This is a genomic window from Paenibacillus sp. SER-28 (genome assembly GCF_052906305.1).
In genome coordinates this window covers 733,730-756,049 of the sequence record NZ_JBRECM010000001.1, presented here as the reverse complement: position 1 = coordinate 756,049, position 22,320 = coordinate 733,730, and the positions used below count along the sequence as shown (strand labels likewise).

At 43.4% G+C, this 22,320-nt stretch carries 22 protein-coding genes, 2 tRNA genes and 2 pseudogenes; 8 read left to right on the top strand and 18 right to left on the bottom strand.

The window, feature by feature from the left end; translation table 11 throughout:
• Positions 1–996: 996 nt before the first annotated feature.
• The 6 genes and pseudogenes from ACUYLD_RS03550 to ACUYLD_RS03525 form a co-directional block, all read right to left on the bottom strand.
• Positions 997–2,004: pseudogene (locus tag ACUYLD_RS03550) on the bottom strand (IS256 family transposase); the annotation flags it as partial.
• Between the two features lie 179 nt (positions 2,005–2,183).
• Positions 2,184–3,323: a 5-methyltetrahydropteroyltriglutamate--homocysteine S-methyltransferase gene (locus ACUYLD_RS03545; protein WP_025719664.1), complete on the bottom strand. Its 1,140-nt coding sequence runs from the start codon at positions 3,321–3,323 to the stop codon at positions 2,184–2,186.
• 123 nt (positions 3,324–3,446) lie between these two features.
• Positions 3,447–4,349 (bottom strand): LysR family transcriptional regulator, encoded by a 903-nt coding sequence (locus ACUYLD_RS03540; protein WP_023987954.1) that lies wholly within the window; start codon positions 4,347–4,349, stop codon positions 3,447–3,449.
• A gap of 177 nt (positions 4,350–4,526) precedes the next feature.
• Positions 4,527–4,739 (bottom strand): annotated as a pseudogene (locus ACUYLD_RS03535) (family 1 glycosylhydrolase); the annotation flags it as partial.
• A 111-nt stretch (positions 4,740–4,850) separates the two neighbouring features.
• Entirely contained in the window at positions 4,851–5,186 is a 336-nt protein-coding gene (locus ACUYLD_RS03530; RefSeq protein ID WP_336076960.1) for a carboxymuconolactone decarboxylase family protein, read from the bottom strand.
• Positions 5,183–5,569: a tautomerase family protein gene (locus ACUYLD_RS03525; protein ID WP_446674427.1), complete on the bottom strand. Its 387-nt coding sequence runs from the start codon at positions 5,567–5,569 to the stop codon at positions 5,183–5,185. Before ACUYLD_RS03525 ends, ACUYLD_RS03530 begins: the two co-directional genes overlap by 4 nt.
• Positions 5,570–5,680: 111 nt before the next feature.
• Here ACUYLD_RS03525 and ACUYLD_RS03520 point away from each other — a divergent pair, with 111 nt between their 5' ends.
• Positions 5,681–6,556 carry a LysR family transcriptional regulator gene (locus tag ACUYLD_RS03520; protein ID WP_446674426.1) on the top strand — a complete coding sequence of 292 codons (876 nt, stop codon included), beginning with the start codon at positions 5,681–5,683 and terminating at the stop codon, positions 6,554–6,556.
• 164 nt (positions 6,557–6,720) lie between these two features.
• Here the strand turns inward: ACUYLD_RS03520 and ACUYLD_RS03515 are convergent, their stop codons facing one another.
• The 4 genes from ACUYLD_RS03515 to ACUYLD_RS03500 all read right to left on the bottom strand — a co-directional run bounded on the left by ACUYLD_RS03515 (position 6,721) and on the right by ACUYLD_RS03500 (position 11,403).
• On the bottom strand, positions 6,721–8,649 hold the full coding sequence (locus tag ACUYLD_RS03515; protein WP_446674425.1) for a PTS fructose transporter subunit IIABC: 1,929 nt from the start codon (positions 8,647–8,649) through the stop codon (positions 6,721–6,723).
• A gap of 68 nt (positions 8,650–8,717) precedes the next feature.
• Positions 8,718–9,629: a 1-phosphofructokinase gene (gene pfkB / locus ACUYLD_RS03510; RefSeq protein WP_254349388.1), complete on the bottom strand. Its 912-nt coding sequence runs from the start codon at positions 9,627–9,629 to the stop codon at positions 8,718–8,720.
• Between the two features lie 2 nt (positions 9,630–9,631).
• Entirely contained in the window at positions 9,632–10,378 is a 747-nt protein-coding gene (locus tag ACUYLD_RS03505; protein ID WP_061828662.1) for a DeoR/GlpR family DNA-binding transcription regulator, read from the bottom strand.
• 353 nt (positions 10,379–10,731) lie between these two features.
• Positions 10,732–11,403, bottom strand: a complete 672-nt coding sequence (locus tag ACUYLD_RS03500) for an O-methyltransferase (RefSeq protein WP_446674424.1) — start codon at positions 11,401–11,403, stop codon at positions 10,732–10,734.
• A 126-nt stretch (positions 11,404–11,529) separates the two neighbouring features.
• Between ACUYLD_RS03500 and ACUYLD_RS03495 the strand changes: the two genes are divergently transcribed.
• Positions 11,530–12,417, top strand: coding sequence for a LysR family transcriptional regulator (locus ACUYLD_RS03495; protein ID WP_446674423.1), 888 nt, complete (start codon positions 11,530–11,532; stop codon positions 12,415–12,417).
• 89 nt (positions 12,418–12,506) lie between these two features.
• Here ACUYLD_RS03495 and ACUYLD_RS03490 read toward each other — a convergent pair whose 3' ends face one another.
• Positions 12,507–13,589, bottom strand: coding sequence for an ankyrin repeat domain-containing protein (locus ACUYLD_RS03490; protein WP_446674422.1), 1,083 nt, complete (start codon positions 13,587–13,589; stop codon positions 12,507–12,509).
• 294 nt (positions 13,590–13,883) lie between these two features.
• Between ACUYLD_RS03490 and ACUYLD_RS03485 the strand changes: the two genes are divergently transcribed.
• The gene (locus ACUYLD_RS03485; RefSeq protein ID WP_322159209.1) at positions 13,884–14,294 is read left to right on the top strand and encodes a DUF4183 domain-containing protein; all 411 of its coding nucleotides are present in this window, start codon (positions 13,884–13,886) and stop codon (positions 14,292–14,294) included.
• Positions 14,295–14,385: 91 nt separating this feature from the next.
• Entirely contained in the window at positions 14,386–15,522 is a 1,137-nt protein-coding gene (locus ACUYLD_RS03480) for a hypothetical protein (RefSeq protein WP_322159208.1), read from the top strand.
• A gap of 126 nt (positions 15,523–15,648) precedes the next feature.
• Here ACUYLD_RS03480 and ACUYLD_RS03475 read toward each other — a convergent pair whose 3' ends face one another.
• From ACUYLD_RS03475 to ACUYLD_RS03460, 4 genes are all read right to left on the bottom strand, one after another.
• Entirely contained in the window at positions 15,649–16,647 is a 999-nt protein-coding gene (locus ACUYLD_RS03475; protein ID WP_446674421.1) for an ABC transporter substrate-binding protein, read from the bottom strand.
• Positions 16,562–17,008: a hypothetical protein gene (locus tag ACUYLD_RS03470; protein ID WP_446674420.1), complete on the bottom strand. Its 447-nt coding sequence runs from the start codon at positions 17,006–17,008 to the stop codon at positions 16,562–16,564. The genes ACUYLD_RS03475 and ACUYLD_RS03470 overlap by 86 nt, the downstream gene beginning before the upstream one ends.
• A 75-nt stretch (positions 17,009–17,083) precedes the next feature.
• Complete coding sequence (locus tag ACUYLD_RS03465) at positions 17,084–17,290, bottom strand: hypothetical protein (RefSeq protein ID WP_446674419.1); 207 nt, start codon at positions 17,288–17,290, stop codon at positions 17,084–17,086.
• Between the two features lie 237 nt (positions 17,291–17,527).
• The gene (locus ACUYLD_RS03460) at positions 17,528–18,406 is read right to left on the bottom strand and encodes a radical SAM/SPASM domain-containing protein (protein ID WP_446674418.1); all 879 of its coding nucleotides are present in this window, start codon (positions 18,404–18,406) and stop codon (positions 17,528–17,530) included.
• A gap of 229 nt (positions 18,407–18,635) precedes the next feature.
• Here ACUYLD_RS03460 and ACUYLD_RS03455 point away from each other — a divergent pair, with 229 nt between their 5' ends.
• The 3 genes from ACUYLD_RS03455 to ACUYLD_RS03445 are packed head-to-tail and all read left to right on the top strand — an operon-like array spanning position 18,636 to position 21,081.
• Positions 18,636–19,391: a helix-turn-helix domain-containing protein gene (locus tag ACUYLD_RS03455; RefSeq protein ID WP_446674417.1), complete on the top strand. Its 756-nt coding sequence runs from the start codon at positions 18,636–18,638 to the stop codon at positions 19,389–19,391.
• Between the two features lie 17 nt (positions 19,392–19,408).
• Positions 19,409–20,059, top strand: a complete 651-nt coding sequence (locus tag ACUYLD_RS03450) for a GNAT family N-acetyltransferase (protein ID WP_446674416.1) — start codon at positions 19,409–19,411, stop codon at positions 20,057–20,059.
• A complete protein-coding gene (locus tag ACUYLD_RS03445) occupies positions 20,056–21,081 on the top strand; it encodes an alpha/beta hydrolase family protein (RefSeq protein WP_446674415.1) in 1,026 nt (341 codons plus the stop codon). The genes ACUYLD_RS03450 and ACUYLD_RS03445 overlap by 4 nt, the downstream gene beginning before the upstream one ends.
• Positions 21,082–21,140: 59 nt before the next feature.
• Here the strand turns inward: ACUYLD_RS03445 and ACUYLD_RS03440 are convergent.
• The 3 genes from ACUYLD_RS03440 to nrdR all read right to left on the bottom strand — a co-directional run bounded on the left by ACUYLD_RS03440 (position 21,141) and on the right by nrdR (position 21,899).
• Positions 21,141–21,213, bottom strand: a tRNA-Lys gene (locus ACUYLD_RS03440).
• A gap of 12 nt (positions 21,214–21,225) precedes the next feature.
• Positions 21,226–21,301: transfer RNA gene (locus tag ACUYLD_RS03435), tRNA-Ala, on the bottom strand.
• 130 nt (positions 21,302–21,431) lie between these two features.
• On the bottom strand, positions 21,432–21,899 hold the full coding sequence (gene nrdR / locus ACUYLD_RS03430; RefSeq protein WP_013309614.1) for a transcriptional regulator NrdR: 468 nt from the start codon (positions 21,897–21,899) through the stop codon (positions 21,432–21,434).
• 105 nt (positions 21,900–22,004) lie between these two features.
• Here nrdR and ACUYLD_RS03425 point away from each other — a divergent pair, with 105 nt between their 5' ends.
• Entirely contained in the window at positions 22,005–22,229 is a 225-nt protein-coding gene (locus ACUYLD_RS03425; protein ID WP_013309613.1) for an alpha/beta-type small acid-soluble spore protein, read from the top strand.
• The last annotated feature ends 91 nt before the right edge of the window (positions 22,230–22,320 follow it).

The window sequence follows — 22,320 nt, the reverse complement described above, 5'->3', positions numbered from 1 at the left end:
TTCCATTAAGCGGATAATAATCATTCATATATTAATATATTTATATTTTACCATTAATTTTCGGGAAAATCACCGTAAATTAACCGCAAACCACAAAAAATAGTTTTTCCCGATTAGTCTCCCGTTTATTAGTTAATAAATAATTTAAAAGTAAAGTCCTCACACTATCAATTATAATTGTTGAACATTATGCGAATTTTTAGTAACGGTGCCAAGGACTACATTGTCTATACCAATCACGAAAGGGCCCCTCGAATGTTCTCGCGTAGACCACGTCTCATTTCTCCAAGCCACTTATGGCTTACCTTGGCAAAAAACCGGGCGAATCCAGGAGATGAACTGAATGTCCTCGGTAGGATCTATATCTAGTAGCCTCCTAGGTATTCTCTAATTCTTCAATTCTTACTGTTTTCCTCTATGCTAGAGACAAAATATCCAACAAAGACGATCGCAATGAATGATGCCCCGATAATCAATAACATGCGCGTGTCTGGATTGAACTACATTCCAACCATCACTTGCGACAAGAAGAGAATTGTGATGTAGTTGCTGATTGGGAAAAAAAGTGACCTAAAGGGAGGATCACCTATTTCGTTCTTCCACTGAATTTAAATTAAATGATTGCCAATGTAACCCCAGGTAAAAGGGCTTGTCAATAATTTTATGTAAAAATTTGTTATATATTACTACATAGAGAAGGATACTCTTTTTTCGAAGATGTTGACCGGCACGGTATGAAAGAAAACAGACAATTGACTAGTGAGAGAGGGGGAAAACTTTGCTATTGCTGATGAGTTATTAGCAAAGAAATAGTTGACTCTAGATATTTTATAACACGAAAATAGTGTGCCAAAGGACAAAAATCTAGCCTTCAAAATCACGCAGTTCAAAATATCCATCATTATTTTGGTTTTTACGATTGATGAGGCAGAGTCTTTCAAAATTTTTATGTAAACTCTTATTGATTGAATCCCCCGGGAGGGGGATTTCGCATTTCTAATGTAGGTTGTCGCCAACTCGTTTCCGGGAAGAAAATGGAAAGTTGTAGCAACATCTGGCCCCAATTCTGAATGCGCCCCGTCCATTTGCGGGTGACATCCATCGTCGCCAGGCAGAGCATTTTAAGCAGAGCTTTATCGGTGGGAAAGATACTCTTGCCTCTCGTCACTTTACGCAACTGCCAGGGTAGCTTTCGATCATGTTTGTAGTGTAAATCAGTTTACGGATCTCCGGTGGATAACTAAAAAAGGGCGAAAGTTCTTCCCCGTCGTTCTGCCAGGAACGTACAATGATCGGGTATTTACACTCTAGATTTCCTCGAAACATTCCAGCTCCAACTGTGCGCCTTCCTCGGTAGTTGCCTTGTAAATCGGCTTCAGATCGGCGGTGACTTTCTTGAGATCTTTGTAAGTCACGTACCGGGTGGAATTGCGAATTTAGTGAATGATGCACTTTTGAATTTCAGTCTCGGGATAGCAGGCGGCAGTGGCCCTAGAGAACTCACTCAGATTATCCACACAGATGAAGAGAATGTCCTGAACCCGGCAATTTCTCAAGTCATTCAGCACGCTGATTCAGAACTTGGAGGATTCGTTTTCGTCCATCCACATGCCCAATATATCCTTATTACCATCCAAATCCATGCCGATGACCATGTAGGCCGCTTTGTCCGCAATGGCCCCATCTTGCTTCACCTTGAAGTCGGTAGGTCCATGTAGACGATGGCGTACACGCCTTGAAGTGGCCGCTTCTGCCTTTCCTTGATGAGCGGAATGATCTTGTTCGTGACACTGGAAATGGGCGTCGGGGACACCTCGACGCCGTACAGATGCTGAAAGTGATCCTGAATTCACGGATGCTGACTACTTTGACGTACAGGGCCATGATTTGGTCTTCAATGCCCGTTACGTTGGGCCGATGCTTCTGAACAACGACAGTCTCAAATCCATCCAATTGATCCCGAGGAACAGCAATCTCTTGTTCGCCGTACTCACTCCCCACCGTAACCATTCGATTACTTCCATTTACTAGGTTTAGGAGTTTGCACAATCTATTTTACAGACTCATGAGACTCTCTTTTTCAATAATGTCCAAGGCTAATGATGAATGACACCTTCACCTAGTCTTTTATATAGCAGAAACCTTTAAGTTAATAAAACCTATTTATCCCCTAAACTAAACCCTTACTTCCAAATCTCGTCTGCAATCTCTTTAATGAAAGCAAGCTTTTTCCACTGCTGCTCTTCTGTCAGAATATTGCCTTCTTCTGTCGAAGCGAAGCCGCATTGTGGGCTGAGGCAGATGTGGTTGATGTCGACGAATTGAGTCGCTTCCTTAATGCGGTTAATGACCGTCTGCTTGTCTTCCAGTTCACCCGTTTTGGAGGAAACGAGGCCCAGTACGACCTGCTTTTGATCTTTCAGATGCTTAAGCGGTGTGAAATCACCTGCACGGTCGGTGTCGAATTCGAGATAGTAGCCGTCGATGTTGTCGATGCCGAACAGGGTTTCGGCTACAGGCTCATAGCCGCCAGAAGATGCCCAGGTGGAATGGTAGTTTCCACGGCATACGTGAGTCGTAACGACCAAATCGGCTGGAAGATCCTTCACCGTTTCCTGATTCACGCGGGCAAACAGCTTTTTGGTATCTTCCACATTCTCACCCGCATGCTGTCTAGCTTCCCAATAGTTTTTATCACAGAGCATACCCCATGTGCAATCATCCAGTTGTAAGCTGCGGCAGCCCTCATTGTACAACGCTTGAATCACGGATTTGTAGGCTTTGGCGATATCCGTCACCAGTTCATCCAGATTGCTGTAATACGTATCGGTTGTTTCTTTATTCTCTCCGCGCAACAGCTCGGCCAGGAACTGTGCAGGTGCCGGGATCGTTTGGCGTGCGATCGCATCCTCACCTGCTACTTGCTTCAGGAATTTGAAATCTTCAATGAAAGGATGACGGGAATGTCCGATTTTACCGGACAAGCGTGCGGTTTCCGCTCTTGTTTCCACACCTTGGAATTGGTAGCCGTTCGAAAGCTGTACCTTTTCCACACCATCCAGACCCCACATAAAATCAAGATGCCACCAGGAGCGTCTGAATTCACCGTCTGTCACGGCTTGAAGTCCTACGGATTTTTGCTTTTCCACTAGCTTGATAATTTCGTTATCTTCAATCTTTCTCAGCTCATCCGCAGAGATTTCATTGTTTTGAAATTGAATTCTGGCGTCTTTAATCGCTTGCGGGCGCAGAAAGCTGCCGACCATATCGTGTCTAAAAGGGGTCACTTTACGTTGGGATGCATTATCAAGGATGCTGCTCATTAGGGTTATCTCCTTTTTCGCTTCTGTAGTGAAGTTCTTGTAAGAAAGATAACATACATTTTCAGTTATAAGGTAACTCCAATAAACTATAGCTAGTTATAGCCTAAGGCTATACCCAACCTTTTATTCCCCTATCGCCTCATGCAGCGCTTCTACATAGACGGTGGCCAGCTTGGAGAGCGCAGCGTTTTTATGGCAAATCCATCCCACATTAATAGACTCATCACATTCCAGAGGAACGGAAATAATGTCGTTACCGTTCAGATCCGCACTGATCACCCCGGTAGAAATGGTATAGCCGTTCAAGCCAATGAGCAAATTAAAAAGGGTCGCCCGGTCATGGACACGAATGCTTTTGGGATGCGATAACGTACTGAGAATCTCCTCGGAAAAGTGAAAGGAATTGTACTCCCCTTGCTCAAAGGACAAATACGGATACGGATGTAGCTGGTCAATGGTCACGATGGACTGTCGGGATAGCGGATTATTGGCACTGATAAAAATATGTGGCTTGGCCGTAAACAGGCTGTTAAATTGCAGATTCGCATCTTTTAGCAGCTTGTTAATGACCTTAGCGTTAAATTCGTTCAGATACAGGATTCCGATCTCACTGCGCAGGCTTTTGACATCCTGTATGATTTCATGGGTTTTGGTCTCTCGCAAAGCCAATTCATACTCTTCTTGACCATATTGATTTACCAGATTTACGAATGCATTTACAGCAAAAGCGTAATGCTGCGTGGACACAGCAAAATGCTGTGGTGAAGGCTTGGCATCCAGATAGCGACTTTCCAGCAGCTCCGCCTGCTCAACGACCTGACGTGCATAACCGAGGAATTCCACGCCTTCCTTGGACAAAGAAATCCCCTTATTGGTACGCTCAAAAATGGTGATATGAATTTCTTCCTCCAGATCACGAATCGCGTTCGACAGACTGGGCTGGGAAATGAACAACCGCTTTGCCGCCTCATTCATGGAACCGCGATTGGCAACCTCAATGACATATTTTAATTGTTGTAAAGTCAATGCATGATGTCCTTTCCGTTTGTGTTTCTTCTATTATATAATACACGATCACACTTCTGGGAAAGGAGTAATTGGATGCTTGAATGAATTCAGACTCTCCCCAAGGCTATAAATACAAACACCCCCTCAAAATGGTAATATCCATTTCAAGGAGGTGCTTTTTCACGGCGGCTTTAATTAACGAATTTCACCGTTTGTGGAAATCAGCTTTTGATAACAATAGAAGCTTTGTTTACGAATACGACGCAGATCCTTGAGATCAAACTCCTCACGATCCACATAGATAAACCCGTAACGTTTGCTGAAGCCCTGATTAGTACTAACAAGGTCAATCGCAGACCACGGACAGAAGCCGAATACTTCTACACCGTCTGTAATTTCCAGTTGAATTATCTGGGTATCGCCTGCTTATCAGTAACAATGCAGAATAACAACACAATCATGCCAAAAAACTGCTAAACACTCGGAATCCCTTGCGCTTAGCAGTTTTTAGGTTCATGCTTAACTCTCTTTCTCTTTGCAAAACACCTCTTTGGCAACCTGCATAGCTGAGGCTGCCCGGGGCCATCCTACATAAAAGGCAAGCTGTGTAATGACCTCAACCAGTTCTTCCTCCGAAATTCCGTTCTCCTTGGCCAGTTTCAGATGATAAGGAAGTTGATTTACATGCTCACACGCTACCAGAGCGGCAACTGTAATGAGACTCCGTTCTCTGAGAGATAGCTCACTTCTTCTCCATACATCTCCAAAAAGAACATCCTCCGTATAACCTACAAAAGCGGGAGCAAAATCACCGATGGTTTCCCGAACACTCGATCTGATCAATTTATGCTTCATACAATCATCTGGGCAAGTCCGTTGCCAAAGGACCAATCCTCTAATTCAGTCTCTACCAGTGTCACAAATACATCCTCCGGTCTAACCTTACATTCAATAGATAAGAGTTCCGCTAACTTTTGGTAGAAACTCTTTTTTTGTTCCGTAGTTCTACCCGATCCCAATGTAATTTGGATGTACAGCAGCTTGTCTGTTCTGGATACATTCAAATAATCGGGACTATAATAAAACTCGCTTTGCTTATGAGCATGAAAAACCTGAAAGTAATCTTTTTCTGGAACCTGAAAATGTTCGATCAAAGCATTCATGATACAGCGACTAATCCAAGGCAACTCTTGCTCTGTGTATTGCTGCTCCATGTAGCCAATTCGTACAAATGGCATGTTCATCTCTCCTATTCGCTGGGATAAGATGATTGTACTCCTCTTATTTTCATCTGTATAATTGAAAACAATCATAAATATATTCAATTTTACCGATGGAGATGAACATGCGTGGATCTGAAAGAATTAACTACATTTCGTACCATAATCGAAGAAGGAACGTTTTCAAAAGCTGCTGCCAAATTAAACTACGCTCAGTCTACAGTCACGAACCAAATCCAGAGGCTAGAGAAAGAGCTGGGATTTCAGCTTTTTAAAAGGGGTTGGGATGCAGAGTTAACGTCCCCAGGCAAACTATATGCCGAGGAGATAAACGGGCTTATTCAGCATTGGAATTTTGTAATGGACCAGGCGAAGTCTCTGAAAAAAGAGGAGATTGGCACGCTCCATATCGGTGTGATTGAAACGGTGGCGGCTACCGTACTGCCCTTAGTTCCGCAGCAGTTTAGAGAGCATAAACCGAATATTACGTGCCATTTTACAGTTGGAAACACGGATGTACTCGCAAATGCTTTGGTGGACGGTAAGCTGGATTTTGCAATCTCCGGGGAACCTCACTCGATTCCTTCCTTACACTTTGAACCCGTATATCACGAACACATCGCCTTTATTGTGTCCCGTAATCACCCTTTTGCGGTAAAAAGTGAGCTTCAGCTCGAAGATCTGTACGAGTATCCGCTTATCGTCGGAGGTAAGAACTGCTTGTACCATATACGACTGGAGAAAGAGCTTTCACGCTTTCCGTCGATGCCGTTTTTTTATACTGTCAGTCAAATCTCGTCGATCGCCACATTTGTAAAAACGATTCCATCAGTTGGAGTGGTTCTATCGTCAATGCCTTTGCCGGAGGAACTGGCCACCGTCCCCCTCCAGTTAACAGACCCGAATATTCCTATTGGACTGCTACAAAACAACCATCACCAGCAGTATATGTCTTCGGCCCGAAAGCTATTTATACAGCTGGTTAAGGAGCTTTATAGGCTATAGCTCCAATGCAATAACTACTAATAAGCTACATCGGCAAAGCCGACACCTTTCCATAAAGAAAAAGCCGCCAAACACTCAGAAACCTGATGTTTAGCGGCTTTACTATTTTGATGGCCTAAGGAAAATGTGGCCCTCTTTTTATTTTTATACTCTTGACATACCCGTTATTTCGCTTCGAGCGGTTTTTTCCACAGTCCCAGAATGAGCGCGGAAATCACGGAGCCAATCACGACTGCAAGCAAGAACAGCAAAGCATGATTGGCAAGAGCTGCTACAAAAATCCCGCCATGTGGAGCTGGAAGATTGATTTGCCAGAACTGTGTCAGACCACCAGCAATCGCTGAACCTACAATACAAGAGGTCAGGACACGCAGAGGATCGGCAGCTGCGAATGGAATGGCTCCTTCTGTAATGAAGGACAATCCAAGTACATAGTTCGTCAAGCCAGACTTGCGCTCTTGCTCAGTAAACTTATTTTTGAAGAACGTCGAAGCTAATGCGATCGCCAGCGGAGGTACCATACCACCCGCCATAACAGCCGCCATCATAGCACCGTTCGTGTTACCGCTGGAAGTAAAGACACCGATCGAAAATGCGTAAGCTGCTTTGTTAAAAGGTCCACCCATGTCGATCGACATCATTCCGCCCAGGATCAGACCCAAAATAACTGCATTACCTGTTCCCAAATTGTTCAAAACATTAACAAGCCACGTATTAATACCACCGAAAATTGGATCGAACAGGTAGAACATAATCGCGCCTGAAATTAGAAGTCCAAATACAGGGTATAACAAGATTGGTTTTAAACCATCCAGTGCTTTCGGCAGACCTGCCAAAGCTTTACGCAGGAAGATCACCACATAACCAGCCATGAAACCAGCTGCCAGACCGCCAAGGAAGCCTGCATTAGAGTTTACAGCCATCAGACCCCCAACCATACCTGGCATCAGTGCCGGGCGGTCTCCAATGCTCATCGCGATAAATCCGGCCAGTATCGGAATCAGGAAGTGGAACGCACCTGTTCCACCGCCAATTGTCTGCAACAGTTGGAACAATGCATTGTCTTCTCCTGCCACTTGCTCAATCAAGAAGGAAATTGCTAACAAAATCCCCCCGCCTACAACGAATGGCAGCATATGAGAAATACCGTTCATTAAATCCTTATAGATTTTACTGCCCACGCTGCTCTTCTCCGCTTTCGACTCTTCAGCGCTGCTTTTACCTTCACTACGATAAATGGGGGCATCGCCGTTCAGCGCTTTGCGGATCAGTTCCTCAGATTTACGGATACCGTCGCTTACCGGTCTTTGCAATACAGGTTTACCGTCAAATCTGGCCATTTCAACCTTTTTGTCAGCAGCAACGATTACACCTTTGGCACGGCGAATTTCATCCGCTGTGAGTACGTTTTGCGCACCTTCCGAGCCATTCGTTTCTACCCGGATGTTAACACCCATTTCTGTCGCTTTCTTAATGAGAGCGTCTTCAGCCATAAACGTGTGCGCAATACCTGTTGGGCAGGCAGTCACCGCAACCACAAACTCGTCTGAATTCGGGTTACCAACGATAACATCCGGCGTTTTCTGTGCTTTGGCAGCCTCTTTCTTTGCTTCTTTTGCTTTCTTGGCTGCTTCTTCTTCCGCCTGCTTGGTATCAAACAGCTCGGATACTTCATCCGGTGTTTGCGTATTCATCAGTTTGTCAATGAAATCGGTATCAATTAGAAGCCGGGAAAGAGCCGCTAGTGTGCGAAGATGCGTATTTGCTGCTCCCTCTGGAGCGGCAATCATAAAGAACACTTTTGCCGGCTCTCCGTCCAACGATTCGAATTCTACGCCTTTACTGCTTTTGGCGAAAACGACAGTCGCTTCATTCACGGCTTTGGTCTTGGCATGCGGCATCGCAATGCCGCCGCCGATTCCAGTGCTAGACTCTGCTTCACGTTTGTAAATCATTTCTTTAAACAAGGCACGGTCATTAATACGTCCACTTGCTTCGAGACTAGCGATAAGCTCCTCAATCGCCTCGTCTTTTGTCGTCGCCTGCAGGTCCATGATCATCGTTTCTTTAATCATCAGGTCTGTTATTCTCATTTTTTCACACTCTCCTAAGTTCGATCAGCGTGTTGGCACACGCATAATAAGCTCATGATGCAGCCGAATTACCGTTTTGAAATCGTGACTTGCGGCCGTAATTGTTCAATCTTCTCTTTAGTAGCCAGATCATCGGAAAACGCAGTTGCGCTTCCGGATGCCACTCCTGCACGGAATGCTTCGATCGGATCGCCATGAAGAGCCAGCGTACCCACGAATCCAGCAATCATTGAATCACCTGCGCCTACAGAATTTTTCACCGTACCTGCTGGTACATTTGCGTGATACACTTCATCTGCCGTAATGAACAAAGCCCCTTCTCCTGCCATGGAGATCAGTACATTTTTTGCACCTGCTTCCAGCAGCTTACGACCGTAAGTGACGATCTCCTCCTTTGAATGAATCGTTACGCCAAACAACTCAGCCAACTCGTGGTGATTCGGCTTGATGAGCAGCGGTTTATGAACCAGTGCCTTCATCAACGCCTCACCTGTGGTGTCGATGACGAATTCAGCGCCAGTTTGCTGACATACGCTAATCAGCCGATCGTAGAAATCTCCTCCAAGTGACGGCGGAATACTTCCCGACAAGACGACAATGTCATTTTTCTGGAGTCCCGCCAGCTTTTGCACCAACGCATCGGCCTCTTGCTCACGAATCGCAGGTCCCAAACCATTAATTTCCGTTTCATCGCCATGCTTGAGCTTAATGTTAATCCGTGTGTCATCTTCGATCATTACAAAATCAGTTTTAATGGATTCTTCCCGCAATGTATCGTCGATAAACCTGCCTGTGAACCCTCCGAGAAAACCAATCGCCGTGCTATCTGCTCCCAACTGGTTCAGTACACGTGATACATTAATCCCCTTACCACCTGGCAGTTTTAAATCACGTTTCATCCGGTTCAAATCACCAAGCTTCAAATCATCAACTTCCACGATATAATCAATGGAAGGGTTCAGCGTTACTGTATATATCATTGTTATCCCTCGATTATCTTAGTTTTCTGAGCGATGGATCGGCGTGACCGTTCTGGCATCGATTCAGTAATAAGTATAGCTTCCTTAAGCTCGAACAGTTTGGCGAAGGTTACTTCTCCAATTTTGCTGGAATCGGCTAACACATACGTTTTGCCAGACAGCTGGTGAGCACGTCGCTTGATCAGCGCCTCTTCGGGATCAGGAGTTGTATACCCCATTTCCATATCCACCCCGTTCGTTCCCAAAAAGCACTTGTCGAATCGAAAATTGTCCAAATTTTGTAGGGCAATACTCCCGATTACGGCTTTGGTATGAATTTTCATCATCCCTCCCAGTAGATAGCTTCTGATTCTTTTGCTTACCAGTGCTTCTACGTGGGATAGTCCATTCGTCACGACCGTCACGTCTTTAGCTTCAATGTAAGGAATCATCGCCATCGTTGTTGTTCCCGCATCCAGATAAATACATTCGCCATCCAAAATTTCTTTGGCTGCTATACGGGCCACCGCATTTTTTTCTTGAACGTTTTTGAATGTTTTTTCTTCCATGCCAGGTTCCTGACTTTTCTGATTCAGCAAGGTTGCCCCGCCATGAATCCGCTTGAGCAACTGACGGCTCTCAAGATCTATCAAATCACGCCGAATCGTTGACTCAGAAGCTCCCAACAGATCAGCCAATTCTTGCAACTTTACAACACCACATTCTTGTAAGCGCTGTATTATTAACTTGTATCTTTCTTCCGTCAGCATCATCATTCCCCCAACTGATCATATCGTACCACAAACTTGACAAAAAACAATCACTTTTCTTCAAAAAGATTCAAAAAAATTCATTTCTAATTCATTTTTTTACAAAATGGTGAATTCCTGCTCCAATCATCATGATTGCGTTTACATTTTAAAGAAAATACATCTACTTTTATGTAAATTCATTCTTCTTACATAGGAATTCAGCAGTAAACATTCAAAAACGTTCTAAAGCTTCCATCAGTACTATTTTACCATTATGCGCACAATTCGTCCCCACCTTCTCTACTACTCAGAAAAAGGCTAAACACGAGGACTGCTCCCCTTTGTGTTTAGCCAATCGAGACGCTTAGCGTTCAGCCCTTAACGATTCCAATGACGAAACCGTCATACCCCTTGCTCCCCACGGTTTGGATAGCTGTAGCTGTAATCCTTGATTCCTCAGCTAGCATCTCATAAAACTTTCTTACTCCCTGCACACGAGGGTCTGTGCTATAAGCTTGAACCACTTCTCCTTCACGGATAACATTATCACCGATAATAACGGTGCCAGGATGTGAGAAGCGAAGTGCCCAATCCAGATAAAATGGATTATTGGGTTTATCCGCATCGATAAAAATAAGATCAAAGGGGTCAACTCTCTCCTCTTTCATCTGTGCTAACTGCTCTAAAGCGTCTCCCTCCCGAAGTTCCACTATTCCATCCAACTGAGCCAACGATATATTATACCGGGCAATTTTAGCATGGATCGGATTGGCTTCCAGCGTAACTATTTCTCCATCCTCCGGCAACGCCCTTCCCAACCAGATTGTACTGTAGCCTCCCAAAGTACCGATCTCCAGCACACGTCGCGCTCCCTGCATTTGAGCAAGGATATTTAATAGCTTTCCCTGATTGTGGGATACATCATGCGGAGGTAGTCCCGCCTTTTGATTAGCGGCCAAGACTTGTTCCAAGACAGCATCATGCGGAATGAGACACTCCGAGATATACTGGTCTACTTGATCCCACGTGTTCGTTTGATTCATTCGCTCCACTCTCCTTTGGATTAACTTACAATTTGATTGTAAATGAATTATTATTATAAAAATAATATATGTTTTTGCTCTATTCATAATCTACATATATGAATCTGTCGGAAAGGAAGTATGGTCTTGAACCTGCATGCATTACGCTTATTTCACGTGGTCGCCTCTACAGGGAGTGTGACACGTGCCTCTGAACTTTTAAATATTAGTCAACCTGCGATTACTGCCCAGATTAAAAAATTTGAAAAAGAAATATCTCTCACACTGCTCATGCCGCTAGGAAGAGGGATTGCCTTAACGGATGCTGGTGAAAAACTTGCTGTACTCGCCAGACGGCTCTTTGCTGTCGAACAGCAAATCGAACAATTTTCACAAGATTATCGTGATGGAGCCCATGGTCATATCCGGCTAGCGGCTACTTATTTACCGGCTCATTTTCTCGTTCCGGCCTGGATTGCAAAATTCAAACAACAATATGAACATGTTGAAATGACGATTAACACTACAAATTCCAACGATGCTTTGCAGCAGCTATTAAATATAGAAGTGGATTTGGCTATCTACGGAGGACTGCCTGAGCAGTACCCCGATACGATTCAGACTGAAGAATTATTTCGTGATGAGCTGTGGTTCGTGGTGGCTCCAGATCATCGATATGCAAATCAGCAGGTTTCTTTATTGGAAATGATGCATGAACCCTTTGTTATGCGTGAAAAGGGGAGCTCGACACGGGAGAGATTATTTTCCTTATGTCGAACCTATAATGCCCCCGCCCCCCAGGTCACCCTAAACTTCACAGGGCTGCATGAGACGATTACCGCAGTTATTGCCGGATATGGCGCCAACTTTGTGTCCTCACTGGTCGTGCGTGAATATGTAGAACGTGGCGAGCTGTGCCGGGTATACGTAGAAGACATCCAGCTTCTCAATTCAATCGCCATCTGTACCCGTAAGAACGAACCCCTATCTACCGCTACTCTAAATCTCATTCAGCTCATACGTAACCATTCCTGATGAGCATTAGGCACCTGTGTACACTAGCGCTGTATTTTAAAATAACAAGAGCCATGACTGCGTGCATACCGCATTCATGGCTCACCTTGTTATGATAAATATTCACCCTCAATAATCTTCTCCAGATAATCTTCCGGCTGTGCAAGAAACTCGGCAAAGCTGCACACATCCGCATATTCCTGATGCTCCTTGTCATGATAACCCAGACACTTTTGCTTCGGATTCCACACCAATATGATATCCGAGTAATTGTCTACGTTTAGAGACAGACGCAACAGCTTTTGCCGACCTACCTTCATCTCAACCGTATCTATGAATGAGAAGAACTCAACAAATTGAATATCAAGATCATTTTCTGGCAGGTTCACACGGAGCTGATCCCCCATCAGAAAGGCTATTAAATCCTTCGGAAGCTTGTAGCTTTTCAAAGCATGTCGTTTATTTTCCAGATTATGAAATGCCGGAGGCTCTAGAGACTTTAAATACTCAGCCATTTCTACGTTTTTATTACTTAGTGCAATTGTATATGCCCGTTCTCCATCTTTTTCTGCCAGCGTCACATCAGCGCCTTGCTGAACCAAATACTTCACCATCGCAAAATCGTTGTTGCGTGCCGCCACTGTCAAAGGTGTGGCTTTATAAGGATATACCATATTAGGGGCATTGAAATTAATATCTACGCCATGTTCCAATAGTAATGCTACTGTTTTTAGGTCATGCTTACTAACTGCGCTGCGGAGTGTTGCTCCAGCATGCTGCTTCATATCGAGGCCCAGCTCATGGATAAGCAGCATATTACTTTTGTTACCGTAGTAGGCTTGCTCATAAGCACCGGATTTGACATGATTTTTACCGTCGAGCTTGGCGCCATGGGCGACCACATAACGGACAATCTCTTCGGCACCATAGCGAACAGCCGTCAGGAATGCGGGATTATCCTTCACATTAAGTTGGACCCCCTCATCGACCAGTAGCTTCAAGACTTCCATTTGCTCAGTGATGAGTGTAATATCTAATGGACTTAATGTCGTATATTTGCTGAGTACGATTCCTTGTTCTATATCCCAGCCTTCGGTCAGCGCTTGGCGTAAAGCGGATATATTGCCTTGAACGATATGCATCGCTATCTCAGGAAGAACCTCGAAATTGCCTACATCTTTTAATTTAATCATCGTTATTCCCTCACTCTTTATGTATCTACTATTAATCATGTATATCTATTCTATGCCAACCTCTCCTTTATATAAATCCAACAGACTCCCCAAAATTCATTATTCACTCTAGCGCAAACAAGTGAGTAATAGAGATCAAAATACCTTATAGAAGCTATCATTGTATTATGATTCCGTATACCCTGTGCAACGAAAAGGGGCTCCCGGGCTCCATCCCATCCCATCCAATCCATATCTAAAATATTCACATAAACTATAATATTTATCTGGAATATTAGGAATGGAGGAATTCCTATGTCTATTATTCGAATCTATCTGGAAGCAGACAGTATTGTATCTGGAAACATTGCTATCACAACAAGTATCAATGTCACTCCAGTGGTTAATCGTTACACAGCTATTGTCGTGCTTGGTAATATATTAGGTGGAGTGACCACTATCCCAGCACAAAATTTCACGAATGATAGTGGTACTTCAGTCGCGGCAAACAGTCTTGTGGTTCCGACCAGTAGTGGATACTACAATGTATTTGTAAATGGGACGTTGCAGCGAGGCGGCTTAACAACGCTTTCTGCTACAAACCTAATTATAAATACAGGCCTGATTGTTGGTGCAACAGTAGTCATTGAGGTTATTAATTTCAACTCTAGTGCTTCCTCAACCTCTGTCAACAATGTCACAGTAACGACTACCATAAGTGACTAAGCTACGTAAAACAGGACAAACGCCTCTTTTTTATAATTTTATAAAAGGGTAAAATTTCCTTTGTAAATATGAAACAGAGGGAGTTATTTCCATGCAATTCAATTTTGCGCATTTCCGATTTTATGTTATTGCACTGATCGCAGTGCTCATGCTTACCAGCTGCACCTCAAATAATGCTGCAACTACAGTCCAAACAAATTCTGATGTAGACAATGCGACTCATAGTACAACAGTTGTAGACAAAGAAAGTCAGCCTGTTTTACCCGTCACAGAGTCGCTGGCTCATACCGTTACCTCGGATAAGGATCTTGTGGCTCTTACCATTCCCGCTGGCTGGCGTAAATTTAAACAGGGACAACTGGATTCGGTGCTTAGTGTTTGTGACAAAGAAAAAAAGAACGTAGGTCTGGTTTTCCGTGTCCCCAAGTCAGCTTTTGCAAATAATATGACGCTCGACGAATTCGTACAGCAACGTGAAGAAATCTCCGCATTGGGCCTAGAAAACTTTAAGGTTGTGGATACTACCCCAATCCAGATTGATTCCACAACCGCCAGAACAGCCGATTATAGCGGGAAATACAATGGCCAACAGGTCTATTACTTCAGTGCCATGTTAGAGAGTAAGCAGCACTATCTTCAAGTATTAATCTATTCAAGGGGAGGCTCTGCAGTAGAACAACATCACGAATTTGCAACTATAGCCAGCTCCTTGAAAGTCTTAAGCGACTCACAAGTTAAGCCAGACCTTCGCTCAACAACTATTTTGAAAACATTTAAAAGTGAAGATGCCAAGCAACAAATTCGTCTCCCTTATATATGGAAGACTGGTTTAATTCTTAATCCAGATGCGCTAATTCAAGCCTGGTATGAAAAAAACGATGCATACATGACGATCATCAAGGATTGGAAATCCGAACTGCCGTATGAGAAATCCTCAATGATCACATTAAAAGATTACGCTGAGTTTTCAGCTCAATTAGTACTCAAAAGGTCTGGAAAAGGGATTATTTCGACGGGACCAGTAAAGGTCAATATAAACGGGAATCAAGGCTTGCAATACGAAGTATGGGTAGAGAGTGATAAAGTAAAAATTGTATATTTAATCACTTATTTGGAACATTCCGACTCATTCTCTCAAATTATTTTTTGGACGAGAGCTGATTATTACGATAATCAAAAATCTGAATTTCAAAGATACACCAAAACATACAGAGAAGAAGAAATATAGACATAATAAAATCCGCCAAACACTTAGGAATCTTTGTGTTAAGCGGATTTTGTCTATATGACTATCACAGCTTGAAATTCTAAAAGATTCCCCTTGTTTAGATAGGAGATGTTACTGTACATCCTTTTATTTTTTGTGGGCTAATAAGAGATTAACTATCGTATCCAATTGAAGTTCCAATGAATAAGGATCTTCCATCACAAACTCATCCTCTTTATCGCTGAATGAACCGTACATATAAACCTGTCCTTTTTTTACAGCCGGAAGGCCTTTCCATAGCTCACTATGCAGAATCTGGTTAGCCCCTTCATCTTCTGAACCGTATACAAAGATGTGATCTCCCATATACTCGGGTAAAACCTCAAGCGAAATATTTTCAAAACCTTCTTTCATGTTCAATGCCTTTTTGGTAGGTGGCAGCTTTAGCATCTGATAAATGGTCGGACTTCCGTAATTGCCGCCTTTCGCTGCCAAAACATATATCGATTTATTGGCGACTTGTACAATTGAAACCGTCTCTCCGTCTTTAACGATACCTTGAATTTTCGTTCTGGCCTCTGCAGCTTTCTTCTCATATTCAGTAATCCACTGCTCGGCTTCTTTCTGCTTGCCAAAGATTTCACTGATTCTGCGGAATTTATCCAGTGGCCCCGCTGTAGATTCGCCCTCCCAATACGGCAAGAACACAGTCGTTCCTACCTTTTGGTAGCTGTCGATGTTCTTTTCGATTGAACCGATAATTAAATCCGGTTGCAGAACGGTCAGTTCCTCTAAATCCATAGGAAAATCACCGAGATCCTTGATTCCGGCCAACTTCTCTTTGGGATATCCCGATTGATCAATCCAAACCTCATTCAGCATATAGCTTCTGACCCCCACCGGAATAATCCCCAGTTTTAAAAGATGACCCATATACTGATCCGATGCCACTCGTTTCGGGTTTGCAGGTACTTCCACATCGCCTTTTAATGTCTTAACCGTTCTTGTCTGTGCTTGCACTGCCGCTTGTCCATCGCTGTTGGATGATGTCGCTGTATGATTAGCCTTCGTTTGCGAGCTTCCATTTGTATTCGTCGAAGCCGAGCAAGCTCCCAGCATCAATGATAAACACAACATAATCATCATGGCCGTTATTTTGACTCTTCCGTGCATGAATAAAAGTGGCGTCCGTCTGCATTAGCAGTTCTGCTGCTCGATCTGCTCTTACTTGGCCCAAGTAATGAATCGGACTGGTATGCATTTTACTTTTGAACAACCTTGATAAATGTCCAGTACAGCATTGTAGCTCCTCCGCAATGGACTCAAGTGTCATAGGCCGACTAAAATGCTCACGCATATAGGCTACAGCCTGCGATACAAGGTCGGGCTTAAGAGGTTCGATGTCCTGCCCATACAACTGCTGCAACAACTCATATACAAATTGATGAAATAAGGCTTTAACATGCAGTTTGCCAAGTCCAGAAGCTTCACGCCATTCTTGCTCCAACAGCTTCACTTATCGTACAGGGGCAGCGGGTAATGAGGTGCAAAAGCATACTGATTCTGAAAAGGATTTTCCTTTTCAAGCATGCAGTACATGGAAACGCTCTACCCTGTGAATACTGTTATCCAACCGTACCCATGCGCTTCCACGCACAGCATACAAGAACGCACTAACAGGAAGTCGATAGGTTCGTAGCTCCTCCCCTTTTTCTATCTTCTTATGACGAACATCCATCACCTGTATAAAAACATGATTCCACAGCAAAATGTGATCATTCAACTTCATTGCTTTTGTTCAGCCTCCATCCAAACCGTTCCTTCAGTTCTTATTCCGCGCTATCAGAATTAAATTCATTATAATTGATAATCATTCTCACAAGCAATCGATTGTATCTAACTTCCTCTGAACAGTTCAAAACCATTGATTATGTATGTATATATCGAAATATATGTAAAAAAGCCCTGCAAAAGGGCTATCTTTCTTGCAATTCATTCTACTGTTGATTAGAGCTCACCTGTATGATTATGTTCCAAATCGTTTGCGGTACCCGCATTTTCGGCATAACTCTTCTACCGCTTCTCTCTTGGAGAAACCGAAGTACAGACGGTTGGCACGCTCCCCTTCCATAATGTCGGAAAAAGATTGTTCGTGCACGTTACCTAAATTAATGACACCTTCTCCATCCAGACAGCAAGGGACCACCGTTCCATCCACCAATACCGCCGCCTGGCTACGGAGTGCATGGCAAAAGCCTTTTCCGTCATCTTCCGGGGCACTGAGGCTCGGCCATTCAAATTCATGGTCTTGATTCAAATAAACGTTTGGTGCGATTTTGACCCCACTGCCTGGTATCACCTTTTCCTCAATCCGATAGTCCAGTCCAAACTCTTGCTCCAGTCGTTCAAGCGTTTCCCGGTTGCGCTGACGCTGCACATTAGTCAGATTATCCTGAGTCAGGTTCCAGAGACGGAACGAAATAATGACATTGTGTTTTACTGCTTCTCTTACAAACGTGAAAATATTACCCAAATATCCTTCTCGATCCACGGAGCCTTCGTGCCCGTCAAAGCTGTGAAGAGAGAAGTTCATCTGACGCAGCGCTGGTTGCCCAAGCAGCTTATGTCCGGTCTTCGGCAGCAAGGTACCATTGGTGGTAATATTGACCTTCAATCCTTTCTCATGAGCACTTTCCAGCAAAAGATCAATTTTCGGATGGAGCAACGGCTCTCCTTTTACATGCAAATAGATGTAATCCGTGTGTGGTTTGACCTGATCAAGCACATTTCGAAAGACTTCCGGATCAATAAATTTTTTGACACGCTGTGTTTGAGGACAAAAACTGCATGCGAGATTGCAAATGCTCGTTATCTCAATGTATACCTTTTTAAAAGTTTTCAACATGATTTCCCCATTCTAACCTTCATCCGGAGCATCTTGTTTATGCTCACTAATCTTATGATTATAACGGGTTATCACCGACAGGTAAACTCTCCAGTCTCCCCCTTGGTGTGGGCATCAAATGCTCGACACCTATGCCTATCCAAGATTTGATTTGATATTTTCTATTGACCCTAGGTCTGACCTAAGGTTTATAGTGGAGTTATTCAACTATCAGTAAGGAGTCCTGTCATTGAAAGAACACATTACGATCAGTCAGCTTGCTCAGCTCATGAATGTATCTGTACATCAACTGCGATATTTTGAAGAAAAGGGAATCCTGTATCCATCACATACAGAAGAAAATCAATATCGGATGTACGGGATTCATGAGATTTATCAGCTTTCGCATATTTTATTGTTACGCAAATTAAATGTCCCTGTCGGTCAGATTCAAGAATGTATGACTTTCTATGCTGCCGATGACTATAACCAGCTTTTAGAGCATTCGTTGCAGAAGGTACAAGCTGAAATAGCTAACTTGAAGATGCATGAACAGTTTATTCACAAAGTGCTAGAAGAACATGATAGCCTGACTCAGCGAAATGATGAATATCAGGTCAAACGATTAGGTCCCCGTCATTTAAAGCTATGGTTTGCATTGGAGAATGGTCAAGAGCTCACTGCCGGAAACTTATTTGAACACCACCCTGCCCCACCTCGATTATTTGAAAATGACCTGCATTACTTGTCTGATGCCGGACAGGTGAAGCTTTGTTATGAAACGGTGGATGTGGCTGACTATATTCTGGAAGAAGGCAACTATCTTTATAAGCATCTTTCCGTCATTGAAGAATCTGAGATTGATTATGAAATCAAACAAATGGAACGATATGTAGCTCATCACCAATATAACTGCCAAAGCAAGATTGTCCTAGTAGAAAAATCTTATCTTTCGATGTTCGACAACAATAAGCTGCAATACGAAATTCAGGTTAAAGTAGAATAAATCTTGGAGGGCGTTACATGAGTGCAAAATCCTTTGACATTGTTGCATACCAGAAACAAGACCATGAAGCTGTTTGCAGTCTTTTAGTTGAATCGTTTAAAGCAAAATTTCAATCTCTTGTTACACTGGAGGATCAAGCTATACAGCAGTTGTTAATGAAGGTTTGGGTTCAAAATCCTTATTCTACATCTATGAAACAATTTGTAGCCAAAGAGAACGAAGAAGTTGTTGGTGTTCTTTCCCTCAAATGGAAGACCCCCTCCTCTTCACTTCCTGAAACAAACCCCATTTCTTTGGCTCCGCTCATAAAACAGTTTGGTTGCTTTAATATATTTAAATTTTTGACAGGTATGCATGCGCTGGAGTATCCCCCCGCTGCAGATGAGTGTTACATTGATCATCTGGCAATTCGTTCAAGTCATCGTAACCAGGGAATAGGACGCCGTCTTCTAGCTTTCGCACAGCAATTTACGGTTGAATCTGGTTTTCATACATTGACGCTTCATGTAGCGTATAAGAACCAAGGGGCTATCCGTTTGTATCACAAACTGGCGTTTGAAGTAGAACAATCTAAGTATAATGGGTTACGGCATTTTTGGTTCAAGGAGCCTGTATGGCATCTGATGAGTTGGAAAGAGAACCTACATTCGAGGAGAGAACACCATTGAAAAAAACATTTAAGCTTACACTTGGTATTGTGGCAGGGCTAGCTGTTGCCTTGATACTCATTGTTCTATATCAAAATTCCTACAAGATGACAGAAGAAAAAATACAAATCACGACACCTAAAGGGCTGTTAACAGGTACATTAGCTTTGCCTAAGAACTACTCGGAAAAGGTTGGATTAGTTGTTTTTGTTCATGGGGATGGTCCTATTAATGACACATATGATGATGGATACAAACCACTGTGGGAAAAGTTCGCCTCCAAGGGTTATGCCTCCCTGTCATTGAATAAGCCCGGTATTAATAGTGCCCCTGGCAATTGGCTGGATCAAAGCATGGAGGACCGCGCACAGGAGATCCGATATGCAATAGACTGGGCGAGAACCTTGCCGATGATTGATACGCAAAAAATCGGCCTATGGGGAGCCAGTCAAGCAGGATGGGTCATTCCGAAGATCGTTAAAGAGGAACATGATATTGCATTCAGCATCCTTGTATCGCCTGCCGTGAACTGGATTTCCCAAGGACAATTTAATACCAGAAAAGAAATGGAGCAAGAAGGAGCTACTCCGCAAGAAATTCAAAAGACATTGAACTACGATCAAGAGATTCTACAGTTACTGAAAAAACATGCTTCTTATGAAGAATACCTAAGCATAGCCGATCCTGAGGATATGATCTCCAAAGAAAGATGGAGCTTTATAGGCAAAAATTTTCGGTCTGATTCCACCGAAGAATTAAGTCACTTCCATTCTCCTGTACTCTTGGTTCTGGCTGGCAAAGATATTAATGTAGATGTAAAGGATACCGAGCGAGTCTACCGCCAGAAAATACCCGCAGAGCTGCTGTCCGTTATTCATTTACCTGAAGCCGACCATTCCATGATGGATGAAAAAATCGCGCGTTCAAAATCTCTAACTTTTTTAACAGCCGTATTCACCCCAAGAAAATTGGTGAATGACGAGTATCTCAAATTCCTTGCCGATTATGTCAATCAATGGAAACCCCATAATGTTTTCAGCTAGACTGAGAATAGATCTATAAACAACAAAAAAACGGCATCTCTGCCGTTTTTTCTAAAGGATGGACTCTCAGGGACTCGAACCCTGGACCAATTGATTAAGAGTCAACTGCTCTACCAACTGAGCTAAGAGTCCATAATAAAAGTTTGGTGGAGCCTAGGGGGATCGAACCCCTGACCTCATCGCTGCCAGCGATGCGCTCTCCCAGCTGAGCTAAGGCCCCATCGTAAGTAAGTTTTTTCAACGTTTCAAGCGACTTCTATATCATATAAAATTTTTATTCCTGTGTCAATACTTTTATAAAAAAATATAATCATCTTCCCACTTTGTCCCAAGAAGGATACAGTCAGCGATCAGTCGCTGGCTGTATCTTTAGATAACAATGTTTTCAGTTCCTTCATAAACATATTGATGTCTTTAAACTGACGATAGACGGACGCAAAACGTACGTAGGCGACTTCATCCACTGGGTAAAGCTGTTCCATGACCAGCTCACCGATCTGCTGGCTATCCACTTCTGTGGCTGCTGTGTTGCGGATAGCATTCTCTACCTGGGATACGATCATATCCAGTTGCTCGACGGATACTGGGCGCTTCTCGCAGGCTCGAATGAGACCGCGCAGCATTTTATCACGACTAAATTCTTCACGGCTGCCGTCTTTTTTGATGACCATGAGCGGGGTTTCCTCCACCATTTCAAAGGTGGTAAAACGCCTGGCACACTGCTCACATTCACGGCGGCGACGGATGGACTTGTTATCATTCGCAGGTCGCGAATCCAACACTTTCGTGCCGTTGTAGGCACAATACGGACATTTCATAATCTCACCACTTTCTTTTTCCAATAAATTCCCGAAGATTCTTAGTAATAATTTTGTCAAAACGGATCATAATATGTTTACCATATCGCGAGGAGGTGAACAACAATGGCACAAGGAAACAATGGCAACTCCAACAATCTGGTAGTCAGCAGATCCTCCGGCGCTCTGGAGCAAATGAAATATGAAATCGCTCAAGAGCTGGGTATCAGCATTCCTCAAGATGGATACCAAGGTAACATGACTTCCTATGAGAACGGTTCGATCGGGGGCTACATCACAAAACGCCTCGTAACGATCGCCGAACAACAATTGGCAGGTCAATACCAATAATCGCGGTAATAATGCAGAAATAACAAGATAAAGTGTATGGATGGGCTGCTAAAAACAGCCTGTCCTGCGCTTTTTTCATTTTAAAGCGAAA